Below are 21,634 nucleotides of genomic sequence, written 5' to 3'. Positions count from 1 at the left end.
GAGTGTGGGGTTACCCATGTGAGAGTAAGTCATCGCCAGCTCATTATTCCAAACACCCCCTGCATAAGCAGGGGGTGTTTTTTTGTGCGCGGAATTTATAGCAAAATTAAAAAGTAAAAATAATATTCTGAATTTACTCAAAATACCCCTTAGCGAAATCGTTAATGGGTATTTTTTGTTCTTGTAAATCAAATATTTGAGAATTATTAATTTGGGAAATATAAGAATTTGAAAGCCAGTTCGTATGTTTTTTGGTAAAACTGTGTTATAAAAATTAAAACGGCATAAAAATTGCTTATAGAACAAGATTTTTAATTAAGGGGGTTATAATGAGATTATCAGTGGGCTTAAAAATTGCGAACTCGCTGTCATTAACTCCACAATTGCAGCAAGCAATTCGGCTATTACAATTATCGAGTCTGGAACTGGAACAAGAAGTTCAACTGCAACTTGATAGTAACCCTCTATTAGAAAAAGTTGAAGAACAGATTACCCTTGAACGCTTATCGACACTTGAATCAAATAATGAACACAAAGATCTAACTAATGAACTCAATGTGGATCACCTTCCCGATGACCTACCTGTAGATACCGATTGGGATGATGTCTATACTCATCAACCTACCAGCTTAGGTGCGGCTGAATTCGAAGAGCGCGAAGACAATCGTCAAGGGCATCAGAGCTTACAGGAATATATGCTTGAGCAAATTAACCTGTTAAATTTTTCACAGGTTGATAAATTAATCGCTTATTGCATTGTCGATTCCCTGGATGACAAAGGCTTTTTAGATGCTGAGCTGACTGAAATTACTGCATCGGTACAACATCTTCTATCCTTGATGGGGAGTGAGGAGGAAATTGAAGATGATGAAGTTGCGGTCGTATTAAAGCATATTCAGCGTTTAGATCCGGTGGGTGTAGGGTCTAGAAGTTTGGCAGAATGTCTGTTGGTTCAGCTTGATCATTTACCTGCCTCAACGCCTTGCCGAAATGATGCAATCAAGCTTCTACAACATTATGAATTACTGATTAGTAATGAACTGCCAAAATTAATTAAACAAACCGGGCTAAATCCAGAGCAGTTACGCTGTGCGGTAGATTTATTAAAAACTCTGAAACCTCACCCGGGCTTGGAATTTGAAAATAAAGAATCGGATTATCAGGTGCCAGATGTTGTGGTCATGAAAAAGAATAACGCTTGGCATGTCAATTTAAATCCGGATGTACTGCCAAAATTACGCGTCAATCCTTTCTATGCCAAAATGATTCGTCGTGCAGATCAAAGTGACGATAATCAATATTTACGTAACCAGATGCTAGAAGCAAAAAATTTCATTAAAAGCGTTGATGAGCGGCATAAAACATTATTAAAAGTGGCAACCTGTATTGTCGAACATCAGAAAATGTTCTTGGAAATTGGCGCTGAAGGGATGAAACCTTTGGTTTTAAGAGATATTGCCGAAGAAGTAGAATTGCATGAATCGACCGTATCGCGTGTGACCACCAATAAATATATGCTGACGCCGCGCGGCTTATTTGAATTAAAATATTTCTTCTCGAGTCATGTGGGCACGACTTCAGGTGGAGAGGCTTCATCTACAGCCATTCGTGCCAAGATCAAAAAACTGGTTTCTGAAGAAAATGTCCGTAAGCCTTTGTCTGATAATGCAATCGCCAATATATTGAAAAATGAAGGGATTGATGTGGCACGACGGACGGTGGCGAAATATCGTGAATCGTTACATATTCCTTCATCTTCTGAGCGAAAGGTCTTGATCTAAAATTTAAAATCTGGCTATTCTAAAGATTCATTATGACAGCATAATGAATCTTTTTTCTTTTGAGGAACAGTGAAAATGATTTGAATCAGTGCTTAAAATACGATTTTTGAGTTATAAGTTGCTGTATTTAAATTATTTTATATTGTGACTCTTCTAATCCTAACGAAGGTGAGGGATAGAACTATGCAAATAACAATTCGTGGACATCATTTATCTATTACGCCAGCAATTGAAGAACGTATAAAAACCAAATTTTCACAAATGACCAAGCATCTTGATCAGGTGAATAGTATGCAAGTGAAACTCTCTAAAGATCATCAAATTGATAAACGCTCCAGAAAAGGCAGTAGTAATCATATCGCAGAAGCGATTATCCGATTGCCGGGCATCGAGTTTTTTGCCCATGCCACAGCAGATGATATGTATACTTCCATTAAACTTCTGACAGAAAAATTAAAACGCCAGATCGATCGATATCGGGAAATACATTTACAGCAGCATGCTTTGGCTTTGTAAAGGACAAATGATGAAAAAGAGGTTTTAAAAGCCTCTTTTTTTTATATATATAATGTATGGATCCATGAATTATTTTTGCTATTTATAGTAAAATGGCTCGTTTTACACCCTTAGTCCTATAAGAGGTCTTGTGATGAATAATGAACAGCTCGCTGAAATTTTAGAAGCCGCTTTTCCCGAGGCGGATGTTGCTGTGAGTGGTCAGGGCGGAAAATTTGATCTCCGTATTGTGGATGATCAATTTGAAGGTAAGCGTCCAGTTGCACGTCAACAAGCTGTTTATGCTCCTCTCAATGCCCATATTGCCAGTGGTGCAGTTCACGCAGTGACAATTCGAGCAATGACAAAAGAAGAATGGCGCAAAGCAAGCTTATTTGGAGCTTAATAAATTAATGGATAAATTTTTAATTCAGGGCGGTATCAAGCTCGAAGGTGAAGTGCGTATTTCTGGTGCTAAGAATGCCGCGCTTCCATTATTAGCAGCAATGATTCTTGCCGATACGCCAATTACGCTCAAAAATGTTCCTGATCTGAAAGATGTGAATACATTGGTGAAGCTGATTGCCGGTCTTGGGATCACCATGACTTATGAAGGCGATACCGTTACTGCGGATACCTCGACATTAGATAACCAGTTTGCACCATATGAGCTCGTGAAAACCATGCGTGCTTCTATTTTAGTGCTTGGTCCTTTATTGGCGCGCTATGGTAGTGCAAAAGTGTCTTTGCCGGGTGGCTGTGCAATTGGTTCACGTCCTGTTGATCAGCATTTAAAAGCGTTGGAAGCTTTGGGTGCAGAAATTGAAGTTGAAGCAGGCTATGTGCATGCCAAAGTCGATGGCCGTCTTAAAGGTGGCGAAGTCGTTTTCGATATGGTGACTGTCGGTGGTACAGAAAATATTCTGATGGCTGCAGTCTTGGCCGATGGTGTGACCACAATTCGCAATGCAGCACGTGAGCCTGAAATCACTGATCTTGCGCAAATGCTGATCAAGATGGGGGCCAAAATTGAAGGTTTGGATACCGATACGTTAATCGTGACTGGTGTTGAAAGTCTGCATGGCTGTGAATATGCAGTGGTGGCTGACCGGATTGAAACGGGTTCATATCTGGCGGCGGCTGCAATCACAGGTGGTCGTATCAAAACCACACACACAGATCCATCCCTCATGGAAGCTGTGCTGGATAAATTTGAAGAAATGGGCGCAGAAGTCACTCGTGGCGACGACTGGATTGAGTTAGATATGCTGGGTAAACGTCCGAAAGCCGTAAGCTTCCAGACCTTGCCACATCCAGAATTTCCAACTGATATGCAAGCCCAGATCATGGCTGTAAATGCCATTGCTGCAGGCTTTGCGACAATTTCAGAAACGATTTTTGAAAACCGTTTTATGCATGTTCCTGAGTTGGCCCGTATGGGGGCAAACATTCAGGTCGAAGGTAATGATGCTGTCGTAACTGGGGTAGAAAAACTTTCTGCCGCACCCGTAATGGCAACAGATTTACGTGCTTCTTTCTCTTTGGTACTGGCAGCACTTGCCGCTGAAGGTGAAACACTGATTGACCGTATTTATCACATTGACCGCGGTTATGAAAATGTAGAAGCAAAGTTACAAAGTTTAGGTGCCCAAATTAAGCGAGTAAATTAATGAGCGATATGAGAAACGATGATCCAAACTTTGACGTAATGGGCAATTTTGATCATGGTTTAACTTTGGCATTAAGTAAGGGTCGTATCTTAAAAGAAACATTGCCACTGCTTGAAACAGCAGGGATTAATTTACTGGAAGATCCGGATAAATCACGTAAACTGATTTTCCCCACTACGCATAAACAAGTTCGTATTTTAATTTTACGTGCTTCTGATGTGCCGACTTATGTAGAAAATGGTGCAGCCGATATTGGTGTAGCGGGTAAAGATGTATTGATGGAACATGGTGCGCAAAACGTCTATGAACCATTAGACCTGAAAATTGCGGTTTGTAAATTGATGACAGCCGGTAAAGTCGGGATGCAGCGTCCTAAAGGTCGTTTGAAAATTGCGACCAAGTATGTGAATTTAACCCGGCAATACTATGCCAGCTTGGGCGAGCAAGTCGATGTGATCAAGCTGTATGGTTCAATGGAACTTGCACCATTGGTCGGTCTGGGCGATTACATTGTCGATGTGGTCGATACTGGTAATACCTTACGTGCCAATGGTTTAGAGCCACTTGAAGAAATCTGTAAAGTCTCTTCACGTTTAATCGTCAATAAAGCCAGCTTCAAACGTAAGCAAGCCTTGTTAAATCCGATTCTGGCTCAGCTTGAAAAAGCAGTGGAAGAACGCGAAAAGGCAAAACAGGCTTAAAATTGATTGCTTAAGAAACCGCCCAATCTGGGCGGTTTCTTATTTCTCTGCATGTCAAATTCTATTTAAATCCTTTCATCAATTTTACCCAAAGCTATTTTCAATAAAACTCATAGAGCTAGAGCACTATGTCTGCCGACAAAAGCCTAGAAAACAGGTAAACTAAAGCCTTCGAATTCAAACCTGATGGGTAAATTGATGCGACGTTTATCGACCCAAGATCAAAACTTCAAGCAAGCATTTGCTGACTTGTTGGCTTTTGAGACTGTGAATGATCCTGAACTTTTAAAAACTGTAGATCAAATTATTGCTGATGTTCGTCAGCATGGTGATGCACATGTTCTTAAACTCACTCAACAGTTCGATCGACATCCGGCGCATCATTTTTCTGAACTGGAATTGACACAAGAGCAGCTCAAAGCTGCCTTTGAAGGCTTAACGATTGAAGTTCGTGAAGCATTAGAACTTGCTGCTGAGCGCGTGCGTGAGTTTCACCAGGCACAAAAACAAGATGGCTGGACCTATGTCGATGCTTTGGGGAATACGCTCGGTCAGAAAGTGACTCCACTGGATCGTGTCGGGATTTATGTGCCGGGTGGTCTGGCATCTTATCCATCCTCAGTACTGATGAATGCAGTGCCTGCACATGTGGCGGGTGTCCCTGAAATTATTATGGTGGTGCCTGCCCCGAATGGTGAACTCAATCCATTGGTATTGGCTGCTGCATATTTGGCTGGCGTAACACGTGTCTTTACGATTGGTGGTGCACAAGCCGTTGCAGCACTCGCATATGGTACAGAAACCGTACCACCTGTCGATAAAATTACTGGTCCAGGTAACCGGTTTGTGGCTGCAGCAAAACGTGCGGTGTTTGGTCAGGTCGGTATCGATATGATTGCAGGCCCTTCTGAGATTCTGGTCTATGCCGAAGGCGAGAATAACGCTGAATGGTTGGCGATGGACTTATTGTCACAGGCTGAACATGACACTGTGGCACAAGCCGTTTTCATTACACCTGATGAAGCACTTTTAGATGCTGTTGAAAAGTGGATTGAAAAACACTTAGAAGCATTACCGAAAGCAGATATTGCACGTACTTCAATTGAGAACCGCGGTGCTTTGGTATTGGTAAAAGACCGTGCTGAAGGTGCTGAGCTGATTAACCAAGTGGCGCCAGAACATCTCATGCTATGTTTAGATGAAGCACAAGAGATGGCAGAAGATATTCGCCATGCAGGCGCGATTTTCATGGGTCGTTACACCCCTGAAGCGATTGGTGATTATTGTGCCGGGCCAAACCATGTCTTGCCAACTTCAGGTACAGCACGTTTTTCATCACCGCTGGGGGTTTATGATTTCCAGAAGCGATCAAGCCTGATCATGTGTTCACAAGAGGGTGTTAAAACCTTGGCGAAAACAGCAGATATTTTGGCACAGCAGGAAAATCTGGATGCGCATGCGAGATCGGCGCGTTATCGTTACCAGTAATTAAAAATATAAAACCTCTCCCTAACTCTCTCCTACTAAGGAGAGGGGAAATATTATAAAGAATGAATATTCCTCTCTCTGAATGAGCTTTAAGCATTGTTTTAAAGTGAATGTAAGAGAGGTTAGGAGAGGGAACTTTGAGAATTTAAAAATGAATATCACCACAGAACAAATGCGTTTTTGGAGTCCTGACGTACGTGAATTAGAACCGTATACGCCGGGTGAACAGCCAAAAATCCAGAATATTTTAAAACTGAATACCAATGAAAATCCGTATCCGCCATCGCCTAAAGTGGTTGCGGCAGTGCAGCAGGTATTGGCCAATTCAGCTGACGTTTTGCGCCTTTATCCAGATCCAGACGCATCTGAACTTAAACAGGCGATTGCGAAACAGCAACATGTGCCTGTAGAGACGGTTTTTGTCGGGAATGGTTCGGATGAAGTTTTAGCGCACATTTTCAAAGCATTCTTTGTTCAAGAACAGCCATTGCTTTATCCAGACATCACCTATAGTTTCTATCCGGTATATAGTCAGTTCTTTGGGGTAAAAACCAAAATTTTACCACTCAATGATGACTTTGAAATTGTGGTAGATGATTATAAACAGGCCAATGGCGGTATCATTATCACCAATCCGAATGCGCCAACCAGTATTGATCTTGGCTTGGGTGCGATTGAAGAAATTCTGCAAGCCAATCCAGATTCAGTGGTGGTGATTGATGAAGCCTATGTCGACTTTGGCGCTGAATCGGCAGTCAAGCTGGTTGAGAAATACGAAAACTTAGTGGTATGTCAAACTACATCGAAGTCGCGTTCTCTTGCAGGATTACGTGTGGGTTTTGCCATTGCTCAGCCACATTTAATTGCAGCACTTGAAGCAGTCAAAAATAGTTTCAACTCTTATCCGATGGATCGTTTTGCCATTGCGGCAGCGGTGGCTTCTTTTGAAGATCAGGAATACTTTGAAGCACAAAATCATAAAGTCATTGCCAGTCGTGAAAAGTTGGTAGCTCAGCTGAATGAGCTTGGTTTTAAGGTATTACCTTCGAGTGCAAACTTTATTTTTGCCACATTCGTATCTAAAGATGCAGGTGAGCTCGCGAGTGAGTTACGTGAGCGTGGTATTATCGTGCGTTATTTCAACAAACCTCGTATTAATCAATTCTTGCGTATTACGATTGGTACAGATGAGCAAAATCAGCGTTTAGTAGATACGCTAAAAAATGAGATTTTGTGTAATTAAAATCCTTTCTAGCCTCCCGTTTTAAAGGGAGGCATTCTCACCTTTATTAAAGGTGAGAAGCATTGCTGCGCAAGGGGGAGATTTGTAGTAAAAAGCGAATCTTAAAATTCACTTTTTATTTATTCAGGCTGATACCAGGTATTTAACAGATCAAGCATCGCTGAAACCTTATCAAAGCATTCTTGATATTCCGCATCACAATCTGAAGAAATGGTAATACCACCACCGGCCCATAAAGAAATATCTTCCTGATACTTTTGAATCGAGCGAATCAGAATATTCCAGGAGCCAGTGCCATCGAAATTGAAATAGCCCATAGAACCACAGTAAGCACCACGTGGTGCACCCTCAAGTTCTTCAATAATCTGCATGGCCCGAATTTTGGGTGCGCCTGTAATCGAGCCACCTGGAAGAGCAGACATGAGTACTTCAAAAGGATTGATATCTGCTTTTAAAGTCGCTTCAACTTCACTGACCATATGATGAACTTGATTGAAGCTTTCAATACTAAATAATTTCGGTGTTTTGACCGAGCCTGTTTCGGCATAAACACTTAAATCATTACGTAATAAATCCACAATCATGACATTTTCTGCCTGATCTTTTTCTGAGGCTTTTAGGGTCTGTCTGGATTGTTCATCGAGCACTGGATCAGTAAAACGGGGCATTGTGCCTTTAATCGGTTTGGTAATAATTTTTCGCTTCGTTTCAAAATCAATGAACAACTCGGGTGAGCAGCTTAATAATTCAAAATCACCAATACGCAAATAACCCGCATAAGGCGCTTCGGTTAATGTCCAGAAGGCTTGGGCGGTTGCTAAGAGGGAACCTTGTGCACGACCATTAAATTCTTGTGTCAGATTAATCTGATAGCAGTCACCTGCAATAATATAATCCTGAATTTTCTGAAATGCCTTGCTATAGACCGTTTTGGTCCAGCGTGAAGTACAAGGGCTTATTAACTGAAACGTCGGACGAATTTTATTTTGATTAAGTAAGTTCTGAATATAATCGAAGATCTGCTCTGCCTGTGGATCATCACTATAGAACATCCATCCCTCAGAGCTTAGTTTAATATAGGAAGAAAATTGACCGATAAATAAACCAGGTTGAGAGCGGTCCGGATACTGAATATATTGCTGAGCCGCATAATCATAGCCAATAAAACCGACATAACCTCCATGAAATCCATTCTTGTGAGGATTTCTTAATGCATCAATTTCCAAACTAAACTCAGATGATCTGGGTTGATATTGTTCAATTTCCACTCTTTGAAACGACTGAATATGTGATTGCTGCACAATAAAATATTCTTGAGCACAGCAGGCAATAAAAGGCTGACCATTATTATTTAAATACACCAGATGCCCCAATGTCTTTAATGCGGATAATACATCTGCAACCAGAGGTGATTTAAATTTTAAGGGGCGATGATAGAGAGCTTCGGTCATTCAGTTAAGCAGAGTTCAATATGACTCGCTATTTTATATCAAGAAGACAGGAAAATATTTTTAAATCATCAAATACCGTTTATCGGTAAGCATTGGATTGCGACCAACAACAGTTGATCAAATGATTGCTCGGAGATAACTTAGTTCTGCAAGCAAATTACTCAAGGAAAGATGTTTTGCGTTGTCAGAAAATAAAAAATACAGCGTGAACATTGAGTGATTCACAACCAAAAAAAATACTACTCTTGGGAGAGTAAACAATGAAAAAATTCACAAAATTAGTTCTGGCGACTTCAGTTGCATTTAGTGCCAATGCGATGGCGATGCAAGCTATGGATGAAGCATCTCTAAGCGAAACAACGGGTCAAAGCGGCATTACTATCGGGATCGGTATTTCAAAAATCGCTATTGAAAAGTTATTTATTCATGATAATGACGGTTTAGCTGTTGATAAAGGTGGGACAGGTACGGCAGGTGCAATCGTTATTCGCGGTACGACTGATGTAGCTCCTGATGCCGCTGCTCTTGCTAATCCGACTACTGCAACTCATGGTGTAGTAATTGGTGCTAACTATGATGATGGTGGTGCTTACTTACTTCAATCTCGTAATCTTGCTGACTTGGTGATTGATTCAGATGCTGGTGCAGGGGGGGCTAATCCTTTCATTAATATTGCAGCACAAGTATCAGGTCTTGATATCAAGATCGGTCGAATTGGTGTAACTGCATCTGGCGTAAAAGGTGTAGGTGATAATGTAGATACAATTCGTCGAGGTGGAGGTGCGGTTATAAATGATATCCTCAGTGGTTTAGAAGTTAAAACAGGTGTGATGGATGCAAATATCCAATTAGGTGCCGCACCTCAAGGTGCGATGATCAAACTGAATACTAAAATGGTTGGTGGCCTAGAAATTAAAAATCTAGGTATTCTGGATAATTCAACTAAAGGTGTAACTGTGGGACTTTCAGGTACAACTCCAGTAACTACACGTGAATCTGGTGAGATCTTCATTGAAAGTATTAAAATTGCAGATTCGAAGTCTAATGATTTAACGATTAGCCAAAACATTTCAGTATTTAATGATGCTTATGTAGGCACATCTAATACTGTGGGTAAAGCAGCACATATTCGTATTGTAAGTAATGATACGGGTGCTAAAGATCAATACATTCAAGGTATTCATTTAGGTAATCGTAACGCAACGTCATCAATTGGCGATATGGAAGTTCAAGGTTTGCAAACTTTCTACTCTCCAGCTCCGCTTACTTATACAAAAGGTGCAATCATTACCATTTCTGGCCACTAACATTTACTTTATAAAAGCGCGTGTTTACACGCGCTTTTTTTATGACTGAATCATTTATCCAAAAAATAAAAAAAATGCTGTATTTTTTTGAAAAAGAAGGTATCTTTCTAGTTACAAGGAAGTAGAGTGAATGCTCTATAAAAAGAAAAATAGGCGTATCATGCCCATTATAAGAAAAGTTAATAATTATGTTAGAGATCGCGTTGGGCTCGGCATTGATGTATTACGCTGCCAAAGAAGCTCTGGATATCAAAAAACAGCCAAATGGCGCTGTGCACTATACTGAAGTTCTTGATTCAAGAAATGACTCTTTTGTGCGTATGCACCGTGAAGCTGTACAAGTAAAGCCTGCACTTCTGGATCAATTTCAGGGCATTGTACGTCAAGCCTATGACTATAGTTGTGGTTCAGCAGCCCTTACCACCCTACTCAATGGTTATATCGGTACACAGCTAGATGAACAGCAAGTCATGAATGGACTGATGAAATTCGGCGAAACCGATAAAATTATTGAACGCCGCAGTTTCTCTTTACTTGATATGAAGCGCTTTGTCTCGGCTTTAGGGCTAGAAAGCGGAGGCTATCGAGGAGAGTTCAAAGATTTAGTTAATCAAGATCAGCCTGCTATTGTTCCAATTTCTTATGCCGGATTCAAACATTTCGTAGTTTATAAAGGCTATAAAAATGGCCGGGTGTATGTCGCAGATCCAGCACTCGGTAATATCAGTTTTGACGAGCGGCGTTTTCAGGATGTTTGGGAAAATAATACATTATTCCTGATTAATGTCCCTGAACAATATCGTAAAAACTTTCTGGCATTGAAAGAAGCCGACATGCGCCATGTGGAAGATGCCACGATTAATCGTTATGCCTTGGTCGACATGCAGTATCCACAGTTCTATATGGATAAAATTGCCGATAAAGCCTCGACGATCCGTATGGACCGTAATCGTAATATAGAATCAGAAAAATTTGGAGAATATCAATATAATTTCCTGAGATTGTATTACAAGAATAAATAAAATGAAAAATAGTAATAAAAATTAAAATGGTGAAATGGATATGAACAGTAAATGGATGAACAAGACGTTCTTGGCACTGAGCATTCAAATGGTTATGGGCGTTGCATTTGCTGCAGAAGAGCCGACACTGGGTGAATACGAAACGGTTGATGAGGAAGTTATTGTTGAAACTGCTGTACCTGTACAGGCCCAGACTGAGCAAGTGGAAACACAGGCTGCACAAGAGCCGGAACTCGGTGGATATGAAACAGCTGAAGAAGCAGTGAGTGAAACTGCCGCACCGGTAGAGGCTCAGACTAAACAAGTAGCAGATGCATCCCAAGCTTTACAGAAACAGGAAGGTGATGCTACCCAGGCAGCTAATCTGGAAGAAGTATTTACTTCAAATGAACGTCAGTACTCACTCATTAAAAAAGGTGATATTTCATCATATTACGATATCGATTATACCTACTATCGTGACACTCAACTTGATATTGAAATGGCTCAGGGTCAACTATATCAACTTCGTGTACAAGAGAATGCCACGCATAGTTTGACCAATACTTTCACATTCCAATATGGGGTGAAAGATAACCTGACCTTAACTGCATCCTTGCCTTTAGTGGCCAAGACCGACTTGTTAAAAGACACTTCGACTGCCGGACTAGGTGATATTAGTGTTGGGGCACGCTGGGAACCATTTCCATTAAAAGCTGGCCGTTTACCTTTAATTTTATTTGGTAATTTATCAACAAAAACGGGCGACAGTCCTTATGAAATCAATGCAGCGACAGATCTGGCAGCAGGGAAGGGCTATTACTCAGCAGGAGTGGGTGCCAGTACACGTAAATACATCGATCCGGTCGTGCTGTTTGCCTCCGTTTCTGCAAACTATGGTTTTAAAGAATCAGGCCTGAACCAGCGTCGCGGTTATCGCATTATTGAAGAGTTTGAACCGGGGATTAGTGGGGGTTTTGCATTCGGTTTCGCATACTCATTTAACTATGACGTTTCGATGACCATGTCCTATCAGCAAAGCTTTAATACGGGAGCTGAGTTTAGCTATAACACAGGAGAAAGCTACTCTGCCGCGGATCAGACCAGTTCCACCTTGGCAATTTCATTAGGGGTGCGAGTCTCTCCAGAAACGATTGTAAATGGTACCGTCGGCTTAGGGCTGACCGAAGATGCGCCTGATGTTTCGTTGGGGTTGTCATTCCCGCTTGATATTTTAGGTTTTGGTAAAAAAATCAGTTAATAGGGGTGTCGTATGAAAAACATTCGACTTAGCCCGTTATTAACAGGAATTATTCTTGCGGGCTGTTCAAGTTATACCTTTGCACAATTGGGAACCAACCTTTCGGTTGATTTACGTGCATTGTCCATGGGTAATGCAGTTACGGCGGATCCCCCGGGAGTCAATGCCATTCACTTTAACCCGGCTGCTCTAACTAAAATTGATGGTTTGCAAACCGAACAGCAGATTATTGTGGCGAATTTTGATATCCAGCGGGAGTTTACAGTGCCGGCTGGATATAACGTATTTGGCTATTCTGATGACCCTATCGTCTGTAATGATGGACCGGAAGTTTCATCTGATTTATGTACTGATTTTAAAGGGCCGGTCAGTGGTGATGTGGAATATGTCAGCCTGTATGTCCCTTTTCTGAAAAAGATGGTGGATTTAGGCGAAGGTCTCCCTTTGGCTGCGCCCACCATGGGGATTGCTTATAACCCGCCAGGTTCTAAAGCGACCTATGCAACAGCGGTATATGCGCCTTTAGTCGCTGGTTTCGGTCATGAAGATGGTAATCCGGCAAACTTTATGGGCCAGCAAGTTGCTTTGGAGCGGATTACTTACCTGTCTCCATCGATTGGTTATGAGGTCAATGACCAACTGTCCATTGGTGCTTCTGTCGGAATGTCCTATCAAGCCATTGGGATGAAAACAGATTTACGTTTCCCGAATGAGCTGATCGGGATGTTGCGTATGATCGATGAAGTTGTCTGTACACCATTTAAAGAAAACTCCGACATTATTACCGATATTCTGTTGCTGGGGATCTGTAATGCGGATGAGGGAATGAACCCATTTGGCAAGTTTGGTCAGATGCAACTGGAGCTTGAGCAAAACTTAAGCCCAAGCTATAACCTCGGGATATTGTGGGAGCCACGCGAAGATTTCAGTTTTGGTATGGTCTACCAAAGTGCGGCAAAAATGCGCTTAAAAGGTAAATATCATATTGATAATGCTAAAGCACCACAGGAAATGATCAAGGGTTTAATGACTTCACCGACGGGTCAGATTCTGGCAGCAATTCTTGGGTTTCCTAATTATATTCCATCCAGTGAGTCTGGTTTGGTGTCGATGGATTTTGAATATCCGGCGCATTTTCAGGCAGGTATCAAATATAAAGTCATGCCAGATTTGCAGGTAAATTTTGATATTGGCTGGACAGACTACAAGGTTTGGGATGAGTTTAAGTTCGAGTTTGACCGTACCATTTCAGCCTTAAAAATTGCCAAAATCTTGTCTGCTAATGTCACTGATTCCACGTTGGCTTTGCCGATGGGATTCGAATCGCCGTGGAATTTCGGAATCGGGATGGAGTATTCCGCCACCGACCGTTTAAAACTTCGCGCAGGTTATGAGCCACGAACCAGCGCTATTCCAAAAAATAAGCGCAATACGATGGTTCCTATTAATGGTGCACAGCTATTTGGATTAGGTGTGGGTTATCGTTTTGATGCAGATACTGATTTGGATCTCTCGATTGGTTTCTTGCGCAGTAAAGATCAAATTCCAGCAAATACCAGTAGTTTAGCCAACCAGACCGGCGTGAATAACCTGTTATTAAACCCATATGCAGGTTTAAACGTGAAAACAGATACCAAGATTACCATTTTAGGTTTGAACTATCGCACTCGTTGGTAAGGAAGAAATGATCAAGACAGAAAAAATTGGATTGAAAGTGGTACTGGCATTAAGTCTGGTACCCTTATCTTTTTATACAAGCGCCAGAGAATTTATTACCATTATTGGTCCAGATGGGCGACCATTAGTCGTGCCACGTAATCATAACCCACAGAAAAAAACAGAAGAAAAATCTCTAGCATCGAAAAAAATAGCAGTTGCAGTGGTTCAGTCACCTCCTGTAAAGCAAAACTTAGAAACAGTATCAGCCCTAGAAAATAGACCAGCAGAACTTAAGTCAGACCATAATCTGGTTGTACAACCAGTACAACCAGTACAACCAGTACAACCAGTACAACCAGTACAACCAGTACAACCAGTACAACCAGTACAACCAGTACAACCAGTACAACCGCAGATTGTGAAAGAACTGACAGAATCTAAGCCATTAATAAGATCTGAAACCCAATTGACTCAAATGCCTAAGGCCATGACACCCGCTTCAAGCCCGATGCTACAGAAAACCGGATTCAGTCAGATTGAAGGCGTGGACTATGTGGACAGTGAATATCTTGAGAATAAAGAATTTAATCTAGAAGGCAGGAAACGTTTCTACAGTATGCCCGAGGGCGTGGTAGATAAAAATATCGGCTCTATCCGAATCCAGACCATTGAGCGTGAAAAAGGGCTTGGTCAATCAGTATTAAAATCCTTATTTAAAACGCCTACACTGGATACAGGTCCAGTGGTGCTGGCACAAAGTTATTACCGTATTTCACAAGCTGAAACTAGAGAGAGTTTGGGAAAACAGTGCTTTAATGACAAAAAAATCAAAAAAGCCAAACAGATCAGCCTTAAAAAAGAAGTCAATTTATGGCCTCGTGCGCCTTTGAAATCAGACGAGTTTGATTTTGAAGTCGTGCAATTACAGTCTGATATCAAGAATATTCAGATTAACTCTTATGCTTCACGCCAAAAAAATCCTACTTATTATTGGCCTTTTGTGGTCTTTTTAGACAATAGAGGCTGTGTTCTGGAAGGAGCGGGTGGTTTTAAAAACCAGGAAGGACAAGCAAATATTATTCAACATGAGCGTATTGAAGGCATTATTCAGATCCCTGCGCAAAGTGAGTATGTGTTATTGACGCCTTTAGCCTCAGCAATCGATGTTGAAGACAAGATGCTCACTAATTATGGACAACTAAAATTAGTCGCCATTCGATAAGGACTATTCGAGTATAACAAGATGAAAAATAAAATATTATATCCATTTGCTTTAACTACACTTTTGGCTGCACTCGCAGGATGTGGTGGGGAGAGTGCCAATGTGATTCCAGAAAAAAATAATGAAGCCACGACCAATGGAACCTGTACAGCAGGGACAGATAATTGTGTGGAATGGGGGCTTGAATATCCGCTGGATGGCTTGAATTTTAATTGTAGTGGCGATAAAGAAAATACCTTCATTACTCTATTTGATAGTAATGCTGGCGTGGCATCCGGAACCTGTCAAAAGACGGATGAGGTTGAATTTTATATTCAAAGTTTTAGTTCAAGCAAAATTACTCTCGGCAAACTTAAGCTGAGCGATTATGCCACCTTTAGTACCCAGACTCAGCTCCCACGTTTAAGTGTGGTCGATATTGCAAAAGGAATTACTGGACGTCAGGTAAATAACTTAGATCAGAATGATCCTACAGTTCAGGTTGCCATGCGTCTGGTGAAAATTCTGCAAGCTCTGGCGATACAAGAAGGCCGTATTGTGAATCCAACGGATGTGCAGCCCTTGTATATTACCGAAGAAATGCGTAAAGACTTGGCTAAAGTGAGTGGAAATATCAGTCTGACGGATGCTAGCTTCGCCACAAAAATTAAGGATTTTATCGATGTTGACCAGATTTCTGATGAAGCTGCTTTTGCTACAGTGAAAAAACTGGTAACCATTGCCAATGCCGCGGTTTATCAGCCGGAATTTTCACTATTTTCAACCTCTGGTGTGATTGGTAGCATCCAGTCGGGTTCAGATGGACTGGTGGGATGCAATAAAACACCTTGTGATATTAAAGATCAGACTACCAAACATCTATTTGGTCATTTTATGCTAATCACAGACCGTCAGGGTTATACCTTTGGCAGTGGCCTGCAATGGCGTGATAGCCAGTTAAAACTGCCCGCAAAAAATCTATCTTCACTGGGTGGAATTAATGCTGAACTCATTCGTAATGTGAAACCTGCACAAATGACGGCCGATCCGCAAAGTTCATGGATTCATCCTACCAGCAAAACGATTACTGCACCTTATCGTTTAAATGTCGCAAATAACGCTACGCCACTTGAACTATATCGGGGCAGTTTGCTGAATGATTATGTGATTGCGGGTAAAGAAGCTTTTTATAAGATGGTCACTGGAAAAACACAGCTGGATGCATCTGATCAAGCCAGTTTAGGGGCATGGCGTCTGGATGCGGATGGTGATCAATATAATGGAAGTATTGATTTATATAAAATTTTCCCAATCAGCTATCTGGATCGTGCGGTATTTAAAACAGAGCAGAATGTAGCCAGTGGGGAGAAGTATATCTTCCCGATGTATGCCAATCTGGAGTTTAAGTTTAGTGATACAACGGTCAGTCCAGTCACTTTGGGGATTGTGATTGATAGTAATGGTGATGTGCGAACCAATATGCAATCTGAGAATAATCTTGCGACCGACCCAATAACAGGCTGTGAGGGCGATGTGCTTGATAACAATTTATTATTGAATGGCGTACAGCAATACCGGCTTGGAACTTTAGGCCGTGCATTTGTTCGTGATAAATCGGTTTCGATGCGTCTGATTTTGGCCAATGTAAAATTAGGGGATTTGAATGGTGCATTGGTTGGGGTCGACTCACGCATCCAGTCTTCACCAAATTCAAATGATTCGATTGTGATTGGCGGTGCTCTGCTGAATTTGTCCAATGTACTGGATACTGCTGCCGGTCAGAATGGGCGGGTCACCTTCCTGAATTCGGTCGGAGACGGCGTGCAATGGGCCAATACCTATGCCAGTTTCCAGAAAATTTATAACAATAATAATGAGGATGAAACGCCTGACGATATTGGTCTGGCCAAACGAAGCGGTGGGTCTGTTGAGTTTAAACTTGCAGATTGTTATCGCGTCAAAGCTAAAGCATAATGTCCCATAAATAAAAAAATCCCATCTGCGTATGGGATTTTTTTATGCGCGCTCAATCTATTGGATTTAACCGGTATGATCCAGACGCGAACCTAAGGTTTCTAAATGCATCGGGAAAATATTATTTTTACGGTCTGCAAAATAATGTCTTAGTGTATGTTCTACACTTGGGAAAGCCAGCTCGGTCCACGGAATATCTGCTTCATCGAATAAACGTGCTTCGATGGTTTCCTCACCAGCACCAAATTTTCCATCAATCAGATTGGCTTTGAACAGCACATAAATCTGGCCAATACGCGGAATGTTATACATACAGTACAACTGCTCAATCTCCACTTCGGCTTCAGCTTCTTCACGGGTTTCCCGTGCAGCACCTTGCTCCATGGTTTCAAACAGTTCCATATAGCCGGCAGGTAAAGTCCATAAACCGTAACGCGGTTCAATGGCGCGGCGGCACAGCAGGACTTTATTGTCCCAGAGTACCAGCGCGCCACAAATGACTTTTGGATTAATATAATGAATAGAGCCACATGAATTACACACGCTGCGGATTTGTTGGTCGCCCAAAGGAATTTTTTCGGTCGTTTTATGTCCACAATTCACACAGAAGTTCATATTCATCATCAATGATAAAAGTAAGCTCAGGATAACTGAAAAATCAAAATTTGGCATCATTTCTATCCCGCTGAATCAAAAATCAGCTATGATGAAATTATGATCATGGCTAGGGCTGAAAGAATGGATGCGCGTGAGTTGACACAAAAGTTGCAGCAACGATTACGCTTTTCCAGGCGTATTCGATCTGCGCATGCTGCCGTGTTGATTGCGATCACCGATGAAGCTGATCCCAAAGTATTGCTGACCCGCCGTTCGGCCTATTTGAATAATCATGCCGGAGAGGTTTCGTTTCCGGGTGGCAAGCGCGATCCACAAGATACCAGCAATATTGTCGTGGCTTTAAGAGAAGCCTATGAGGAAACGGCATTAAATCCCTTTGATGTGCAGCTGATGGGGGACTTGCCCATGCAGAAAGCCCGTAATGGCATGCTGGTTAAGCCGATTGTCGGGCTGATTCCGCCGCAAGTGCAGCTAATTCCGCAACCAACGGAAATCGACCGGATTTTCTTTGCCTCATTGCAACATTTGCTTGAAGCCACGCCCACACCTTATGAAGTCCGCTTTGCCCAGCAATCTTTATATTTTCCAAGTATGCGGGTAGAAAATGAAGTGGTCTGGGGATTGACGGCACGTATGCTGATTTCTTTGTTCCAGTATGGATTGGATTATAAAAAAGACTGGCCATTCCTGCTCAATTCACCAAGTTTTAAACGCTCCAAATTTTTTTAACCATTGAACAGGATTTTATCAATGTTGTATAAATTTCAGGGACACACACCGACTGCTACACAGCAGCCATGGGATGGCTGGGTCGCACCAACTGCAACAGTAATTGGACAAGTCGAACTCGGGCAGCAGGTCAGCATCTGGTTTGGTGCCGTGGTACGGGCAGATAACAGTAAAATCAAACTGGGTGATTTCAGCAATGTGCAGGAAAATGCCGTGCTGCATACCGATGCCGGTATTGAGATGCAAATTGGAAATTATGTCACCATCGGACATCAGGCCATGTTACATGGCTGTACCATTGGTGATAACAGCCTGATCGGGATTCAGGCGGTGATTCTGAATCATGCGGTGATTGGTAGGAATTGTATTATTGGTGCCAATGCCCTGATTCCTGAAGGCAAGATCATTCCGGATAATTCGGTGGTGATGGGTTCACCGGGCAAAGTGGTGAAAACGCTGGATCAAGACAGTATTCAAAAGCTGAAAATGAGTGCCCTGCACTATGCCGGGCATTTTCAGAAATTTCAGGATCTGGAACAAATTCAGCTTTAATACGATGTTCTAGAGAATCATGATAAGCCTAGATTTTCTAGGCATTTTTGTATCTGTTTCGGGAAAATCTCGCGTAGCGGATATGAGTGGAGTATCATATCCGCGTTTTTTATATTCTCTGAATTAAGGTTGTGCATGAAAGTGCTGGCATTGGAGACTGCCAATGAGCAGTGTTCCGTTTCTGTAATCGATGATACTCAAGAACTATTTTTTCAGCTTGATGCGCGCGCCAAGGCACAAACGCAAACGATTCTCCCGATGATTGAACAAGGTCTGCAAGATCTTGGACTGGCGATTGGCGATTTAACCGCGATTGCCTTTAGTCGTGGTCCGGGTTCTTTTAGCGGTGTCCGCATTAATGCTGCCGTAACTCAGGCCTTGGCCTGGTCAAATGATGTGCCGGTGATTCCGGTGTCGACTTTACAGGCCTTGGCGCAGGCGGCCTACCGTGTACATGGTTTAAGCGAAGTTTCTGCCGTCTTAGATGCACGCATGAGCGAAGTTTATATCGCGAGCTATCAACTGGATGCAGAGGGGATCATGCAGCCGGTCGATGAAGAACAATTATTAAGTTATGTCGAAGGCAGTCAGGCTGTTCGGTTTACGCCGGTGGGCTCTGGTGCTGAGCTGGTACAAACTGAAGCTTCAATGTATAAAAATGTGCATGCGACCGCACAGGATATTGCCAGCATCGCACGTGCAGCAGCACACACAGAAAACTGGGTCAGTGCAGAATTGGCGCTGCCGGTCTATTTACGTGATAACGCGTGGAAAAAAATTCCTGAACAAGGCAAAGCATAATTAATTAGGATAAAGCATGGATCTTTTACTGCTACTCAAAGCGGCAATCATGGGTATTATCGAAGGTATTACCGAATTTTTGCCGATTTCCAGTACTGGCCATTTAATTTTGGCATCAGAATTAATGAATTTCTGGACCAAGGAAAAGAGTGATGTATTCGTCATTGCCATTCAAATGGGTGCCATTGCAGCGGTAATTTATGAATATTGGGCCCGTCTTTGGGGAGCAGCAACCGGAATTGTCAGCGGTGAGCCACAGGGTCGTCGCTTAGGGATTGGCCTGATTTTGGCCTCGATTCCAATTATATTGATTGGACTGACCTTGGGGCAAACGGTCAAACAGTTTCTGTTTAATGATATTGCCATTGCCATTGGTTTGATTGTGGGTGGCCTGATCATTATCTGGATTGAAAAACATCCGCCTCAAGTTCGTGCACATGAAGTTGAAGATCTCAGTATTAAAGATGCCATCTGGATTGGTTTGATTCAGGTCTTGTCCTTGATTCCGGGAACCTCCCGTTCAGGTGCGACCATTATCGGTGCGATGTTTCTGGGTGTATCACGTAAGGCCGCGACTGAATTCTCATTCTTTCTGGGTATTCCGGTCATTATTGGTGCCGGCCTGCTAGACCTTTATCAAAGTTATGATGTGCTAAATACTACTGAAGACTGGACCGTGATCGGGGTCGGACTTCTGGTTTCTTTTATTTCGGCACTGTTACTCATCCGCGCGCTGGTGGCTTATGTCGCTAAACGCGACTTTATGATCTTTGCCTGGTATCGTATTGCTTCGGGTCTGCTGATTTTATTATTTGCCTATACAGGTTGGAAATTATGGTAAGCGCGATTCGCTTATATGCCGAATCTGACGATCAACAGAAAGCACAGCACTTCGGGGCTGTGCTTTCTTCTCGTGGGGTGCAGGTCGAAATTGAAACGGTTGAAAAACTCAATGCACGTTTCTTTCGTCTGAATCCTGAACTGGCCTTATGTGTGGATGAGAATGGACTTTGGCTTTGTGCCCATGGCATGAAAATGCAACCGGACTGGCAAGCCGAGACCGGACGTTTAAAACGTGCATCTTTAAAATCTGAAATGATTGCACGTGCCTGTCATTTAGCCGAGAAACCGAGCTTGATCGATGCCACCGCGGGTCTGGGACATGACAGTTTATTGATGGCGCATTTAGGTGCCCAAGTCACGCTGGTCGAACGACATCCCATATTATTTACTTTACTTGAAGATACCCATACCCGTGCACAATCTGATGTATTTCTGAGTCAAGTCGTATTACGGATTCAACTGGTCTTTTCTGATTCAGCCGATTATCTGAAGCAGCAAGCCGAGCAGCATCGAACTGTAGATGTGGTCTATCTGGATCCGATGTTCCCGCAGCGGGATCAGAACCAGCAGGCGGTCAAGAAACAGGCGCAAGTCAAAAAACAGATGCAGCTCTTGCACATGCTTTTGCCTGAAGATGGCGAAATGGATCTGGGAGATAACCTGTTGGAATTGGCGCAAAAAATTGCCAAACGTGTGGTGGTCAAACGTCCACGTCTGGCGGTGTTTTTGGCAGAAAAACAACCTCATCATCAATGGCAGGGTGATGCCTGCCGTTTTGATGCATATTTTCAGCATGAACTTGTGGCTGAATAAGATAATTGTTTCAATATTAAGCAAGGATTTGTTGTATATTTAACAA

The 21,634-nt window shown here is 42.3% G+C and carries 20 protein-coding genes; 18 read left to right on the top strand and 2 right to left on the bottom strand.

Features of this window, described 5'->3' with window-relative positions; all coding sequences use genetic code 11:
* Nucleotides 1-329: 329 nt before the first annotated feature.
* The 7 genes from LOZ91_RS11685 (at nt 330) to hisC (ending at nt 7,378) form a co-directional block, all read left to right on the top strand.
* Complete coding sequence (locus LOZ91_RS11685; RefSeq protein WP_244783239.1) at nt 330-1,781, top strand: RNA polymerase factor sigma-54; 1,452 nt, start codon at nt 330-332, stop codon at nt 1,779-1,781.
* Nucleotides 1,782-1,964: 183 nt separating this feature from the next.
* Complete coding sequence (raiA, locus tag LOZ91_RS11680) at nt 1,965-2,297, top strand: ribosome-associated translation inhibitor RaiA (RefSeq protein ID WP_005172527.1); 333 nt, start codon at nt 1,965-1,967, stop codon at nt 2,295-2,297.
* Between the two features lie 133 nt (nt 2,298-2,430).
* On the top strand, nt 2,431-2,682 hold the full coding sequence (gene ibaG / locus LOZ91_RS11675) for a BolA family iron metabolism protein IbaG (protein WP_004730742.1): 252 nt from the start codon (nt 2,431-2,433) through the stop codon (nt 2,680-2,682).
* Between the two features lie 7 nt (nt 2,683-2,689).
* Nucleotides 2,690-3,946, top strand: coding sequence for a UDP-N-acetylglucosamine 1-carboxyvinyltransferase (gene murA / locus LOZ91_RS11670; protein ID WP_005172524.1), 1,257 nt, complete (start codon nt 2,690-2,692; stop codon nt 3,944-3,946).
* Nucleotides 3,946-4,647: an ATP phosphoribosyltransferase gene (hisG, locus tag LOZ91_RS11665; protein ID WP_004646025.1), complete on the top strand. Its 702-nt coding sequence runs from the start codon at nt 3,946-3,948 to the stop codon at nt 4,645-4,647. The genes murA and hisG overlap by 1 nt, the downstream gene beginning before the upstream one ends.
* Before the next feature lie 186 nt (nt 4,648-4,833).
* Nucleotides 4,834-6,135: a histidinol dehydrogenase gene (gene hisD / locus LOZ91_RS11660; protein WP_244783238.1), complete on the top strand. Its 1,302-nt coding sequence runs from the start codon at nt 4,834-4,836 to the stop codon at nt 6,133-6,135.
* Nucleotides 6,136-6,286: 151 nt separating this feature from the next.
* Nucleotides 6,287-7,378, top strand: coding sequence for a histidinol-phosphate transaminase (gene hisC, locus LOZ91_RS11655; protein WP_100357378.1), 1,092 nt, complete (start codon nt 6,287-6,289; stop codon nt 7,376-7,378).
* A gap of 119 nt (nt 7,379-7,497) precedes the next feature.
* On the opposite strand, the gene LOZ91_RS11650 is transcribed toward hisC, so the two are convergent.
* Entirely contained in the window at nt 7,498-8,829 is a 1,332-nt protein-coding gene (locus LOZ91_RS11650) for an anthranilate synthase component I family protein (RefSeq protein WP_005095856.1), read from the bottom strand.
* Nucleotides 8,830-9,089: 260 nt separating this feature from the next.
* Between LOZ91_RS11650 and LOZ91_RS11645 the strand changes: the two genes are divergently transcribed.
* The 6 genes from LOZ91_RS11645 (at nt 9,090) to LOZ91_RS11620 (ending at nt 17,232) form a co-directional block, all read left to right on the top strand.
* Nucleotides 9,090-10,136: a DUF6160 family protein gene (locus LOZ91_RS11645; RefSeq protein ID WP_005172505.1), complete on the top strand. Its 1,047-nt coding sequence runs from the start codon at nt 9,090-9,092 to the stop codon at nt 10,134-10,136.
* Nucleotides 10,137-10,324: 188 nt separating this feature from the next.
* On the top strand, nt 10,325-11,158 hold the full coding sequence (locus LOZ91_RS11640) for a C39 family peptidase (protein ID WP_005095859.1): 834 nt from the start codon (nt 10,325-10,327) through the stop codon (nt 11,156-11,158).
* A 34-nt stretch (nt 11,159-11,192) separates the two neighbouring features.
* The gene (locus tag LOZ91_RS11635; protein WP_074384085.1) at nt 11,193-12,398 is read left to right on the top strand and encodes a hypothetical protein; all 1,206 of its coding nucleotides are present in this window, start codon (nt 11,193-11,195) and stop codon (nt 12,396-12,398) included.
* 12 nt (nt 12,399-12,410) lie between these two features.
* The gene (locus LOZ91_RS11630) at nt 12,411-14,075 is read left to right on the top strand and encodes an outer membrane protein transport protein (protein ID WP_005095864.1); all 1,665 of its coding nucleotides are present in this window, start codon (nt 12,411-12,413) and stop codon (nt 14,073-14,075) included.
* Nucleotides 14,076-14,082: 7 nt separating this feature from the next.
* The gene (filE, locus tag LOZ91_RS11625) at nt 14,083-15,279 is read left to right on the top strand and encodes a putative pilus assembly protein FilE (protein WP_244783237.1); all 1,197 of its coding nucleotides are present in this window, start codon (nt 14,083-14,085) and stop codon (nt 15,277-15,279) included.
* A 21-nt stretch (nt 15,280-15,300) separates the two neighbouring features.
* Entirely contained in the window at nt 15,301-17,232 is a 1,932-nt protein-coding gene (locus LOZ91_RS11620) for a hypothetical protein (RefSeq protein WP_005172495.1), read from the top strand.
* 66 nt (nt 17,233-17,298) lie between these two features.
* On the opposite strand, the gene LOZ91_RS11615 is transcribed toward LOZ91_RS11620, so the two are convergent.
* Nucleotides 17,299-17,847: an NUDIX hydrolase gene (locus LOZ91_RS11615; RefSeq protein ID WP_167381261.1), complete on the bottom strand. Its 549-nt coding sequence runs from the start codon at nt 17,845-17,847 to the stop codon at nt 17,299-17,301.
* Between the two features lie 123 nt (nt 17,848-17,970).
* Between LOZ91_RS11615 and LOZ91_RS11610 the strand changes: the two genes are divergently transcribed.
* From LOZ91_RS11610 to LOZ91_RS11590, 5 genes are all read left to right on the top strand, one after another.
* Nucleotides 17,971-18,579: a CoA pyrophosphatase gene (locus LOZ91_RS11610; protein WP_005095870.1), complete on the top strand. Its 609-nt coding sequence runs from the start codon at nt 17,971-17,973 to the stop codon at nt 18,577-18,579.
* A 21-nt stretch (nt 18,580-18,600) separates the two neighbouring features.
* Nucleotides 18,601-19,131 carry a gamma carbonic anhydrase family protein gene (locus tag LOZ91_RS11605; RefSeq protein WP_180050646.1) on the top strand — a complete coding sequence of 177 codons (531 nt, stop codon included), beginning with the start codon at nt 18,601-18,603 and terminating at the stop codon, nt 19,129-19,131.
* Nucleotides 19,132-19,266: 135 nt separating this feature from the next.
* Nucleotides 19,267-19,932, top strand: a complete 666-nt coding sequence (tsaB, locus tag LOZ91_RS11600) for a tRNA (adenosine(37)-N6)-threonylcarbamoyltransferase complex dimerization subunit type 1 TsaB (protein ID WP_244783236.1) — start codon at nt 19,267-19,269, stop codon at nt 19,930-19,932.
* 16 nt (nt 19,933-19,948) lie between these two features.
* Complete coding sequence (locus LOZ91_RS11595; RefSeq protein ID WP_180078458.1) at nt 19,949-20,773, top strand: undecaprenyl-diphosphate phosphatase; 825 nt, start codon at nt 19,949-19,951, stop codon at nt 20,771-20,773.
* Between the two features lie 5 nt (nt 20,774-20,778).
* Nucleotides 20,779-21,588: a class I SAM-dependent methyltransferase gene (locus LOZ91_RS11590; protein ID WP_244783243.1), complete on the top strand. Its 810-nt coding sequence runs from the start codon at nt 20,779-20,781 to the stop codon at nt 21,586-21,588.
* Nucleotides 21,589-21,634 lie beyond the last annotated feature (46 nt).

It is taken from the genome of Acinetobacter sp. F-1 (assembly GCF_022869025.1).
GTDB classification, from domain to species: domain Bacteria; phylum Pseudomonadota; class Gammaproteobacteria; order Pseudomonadales; family Moraxellaceae; genus Acinetobacter; species Acinetobacter pseudolwoffii.
This window is presented reverse-complemented; position numbering and strand designations above follow the sequence as displayed.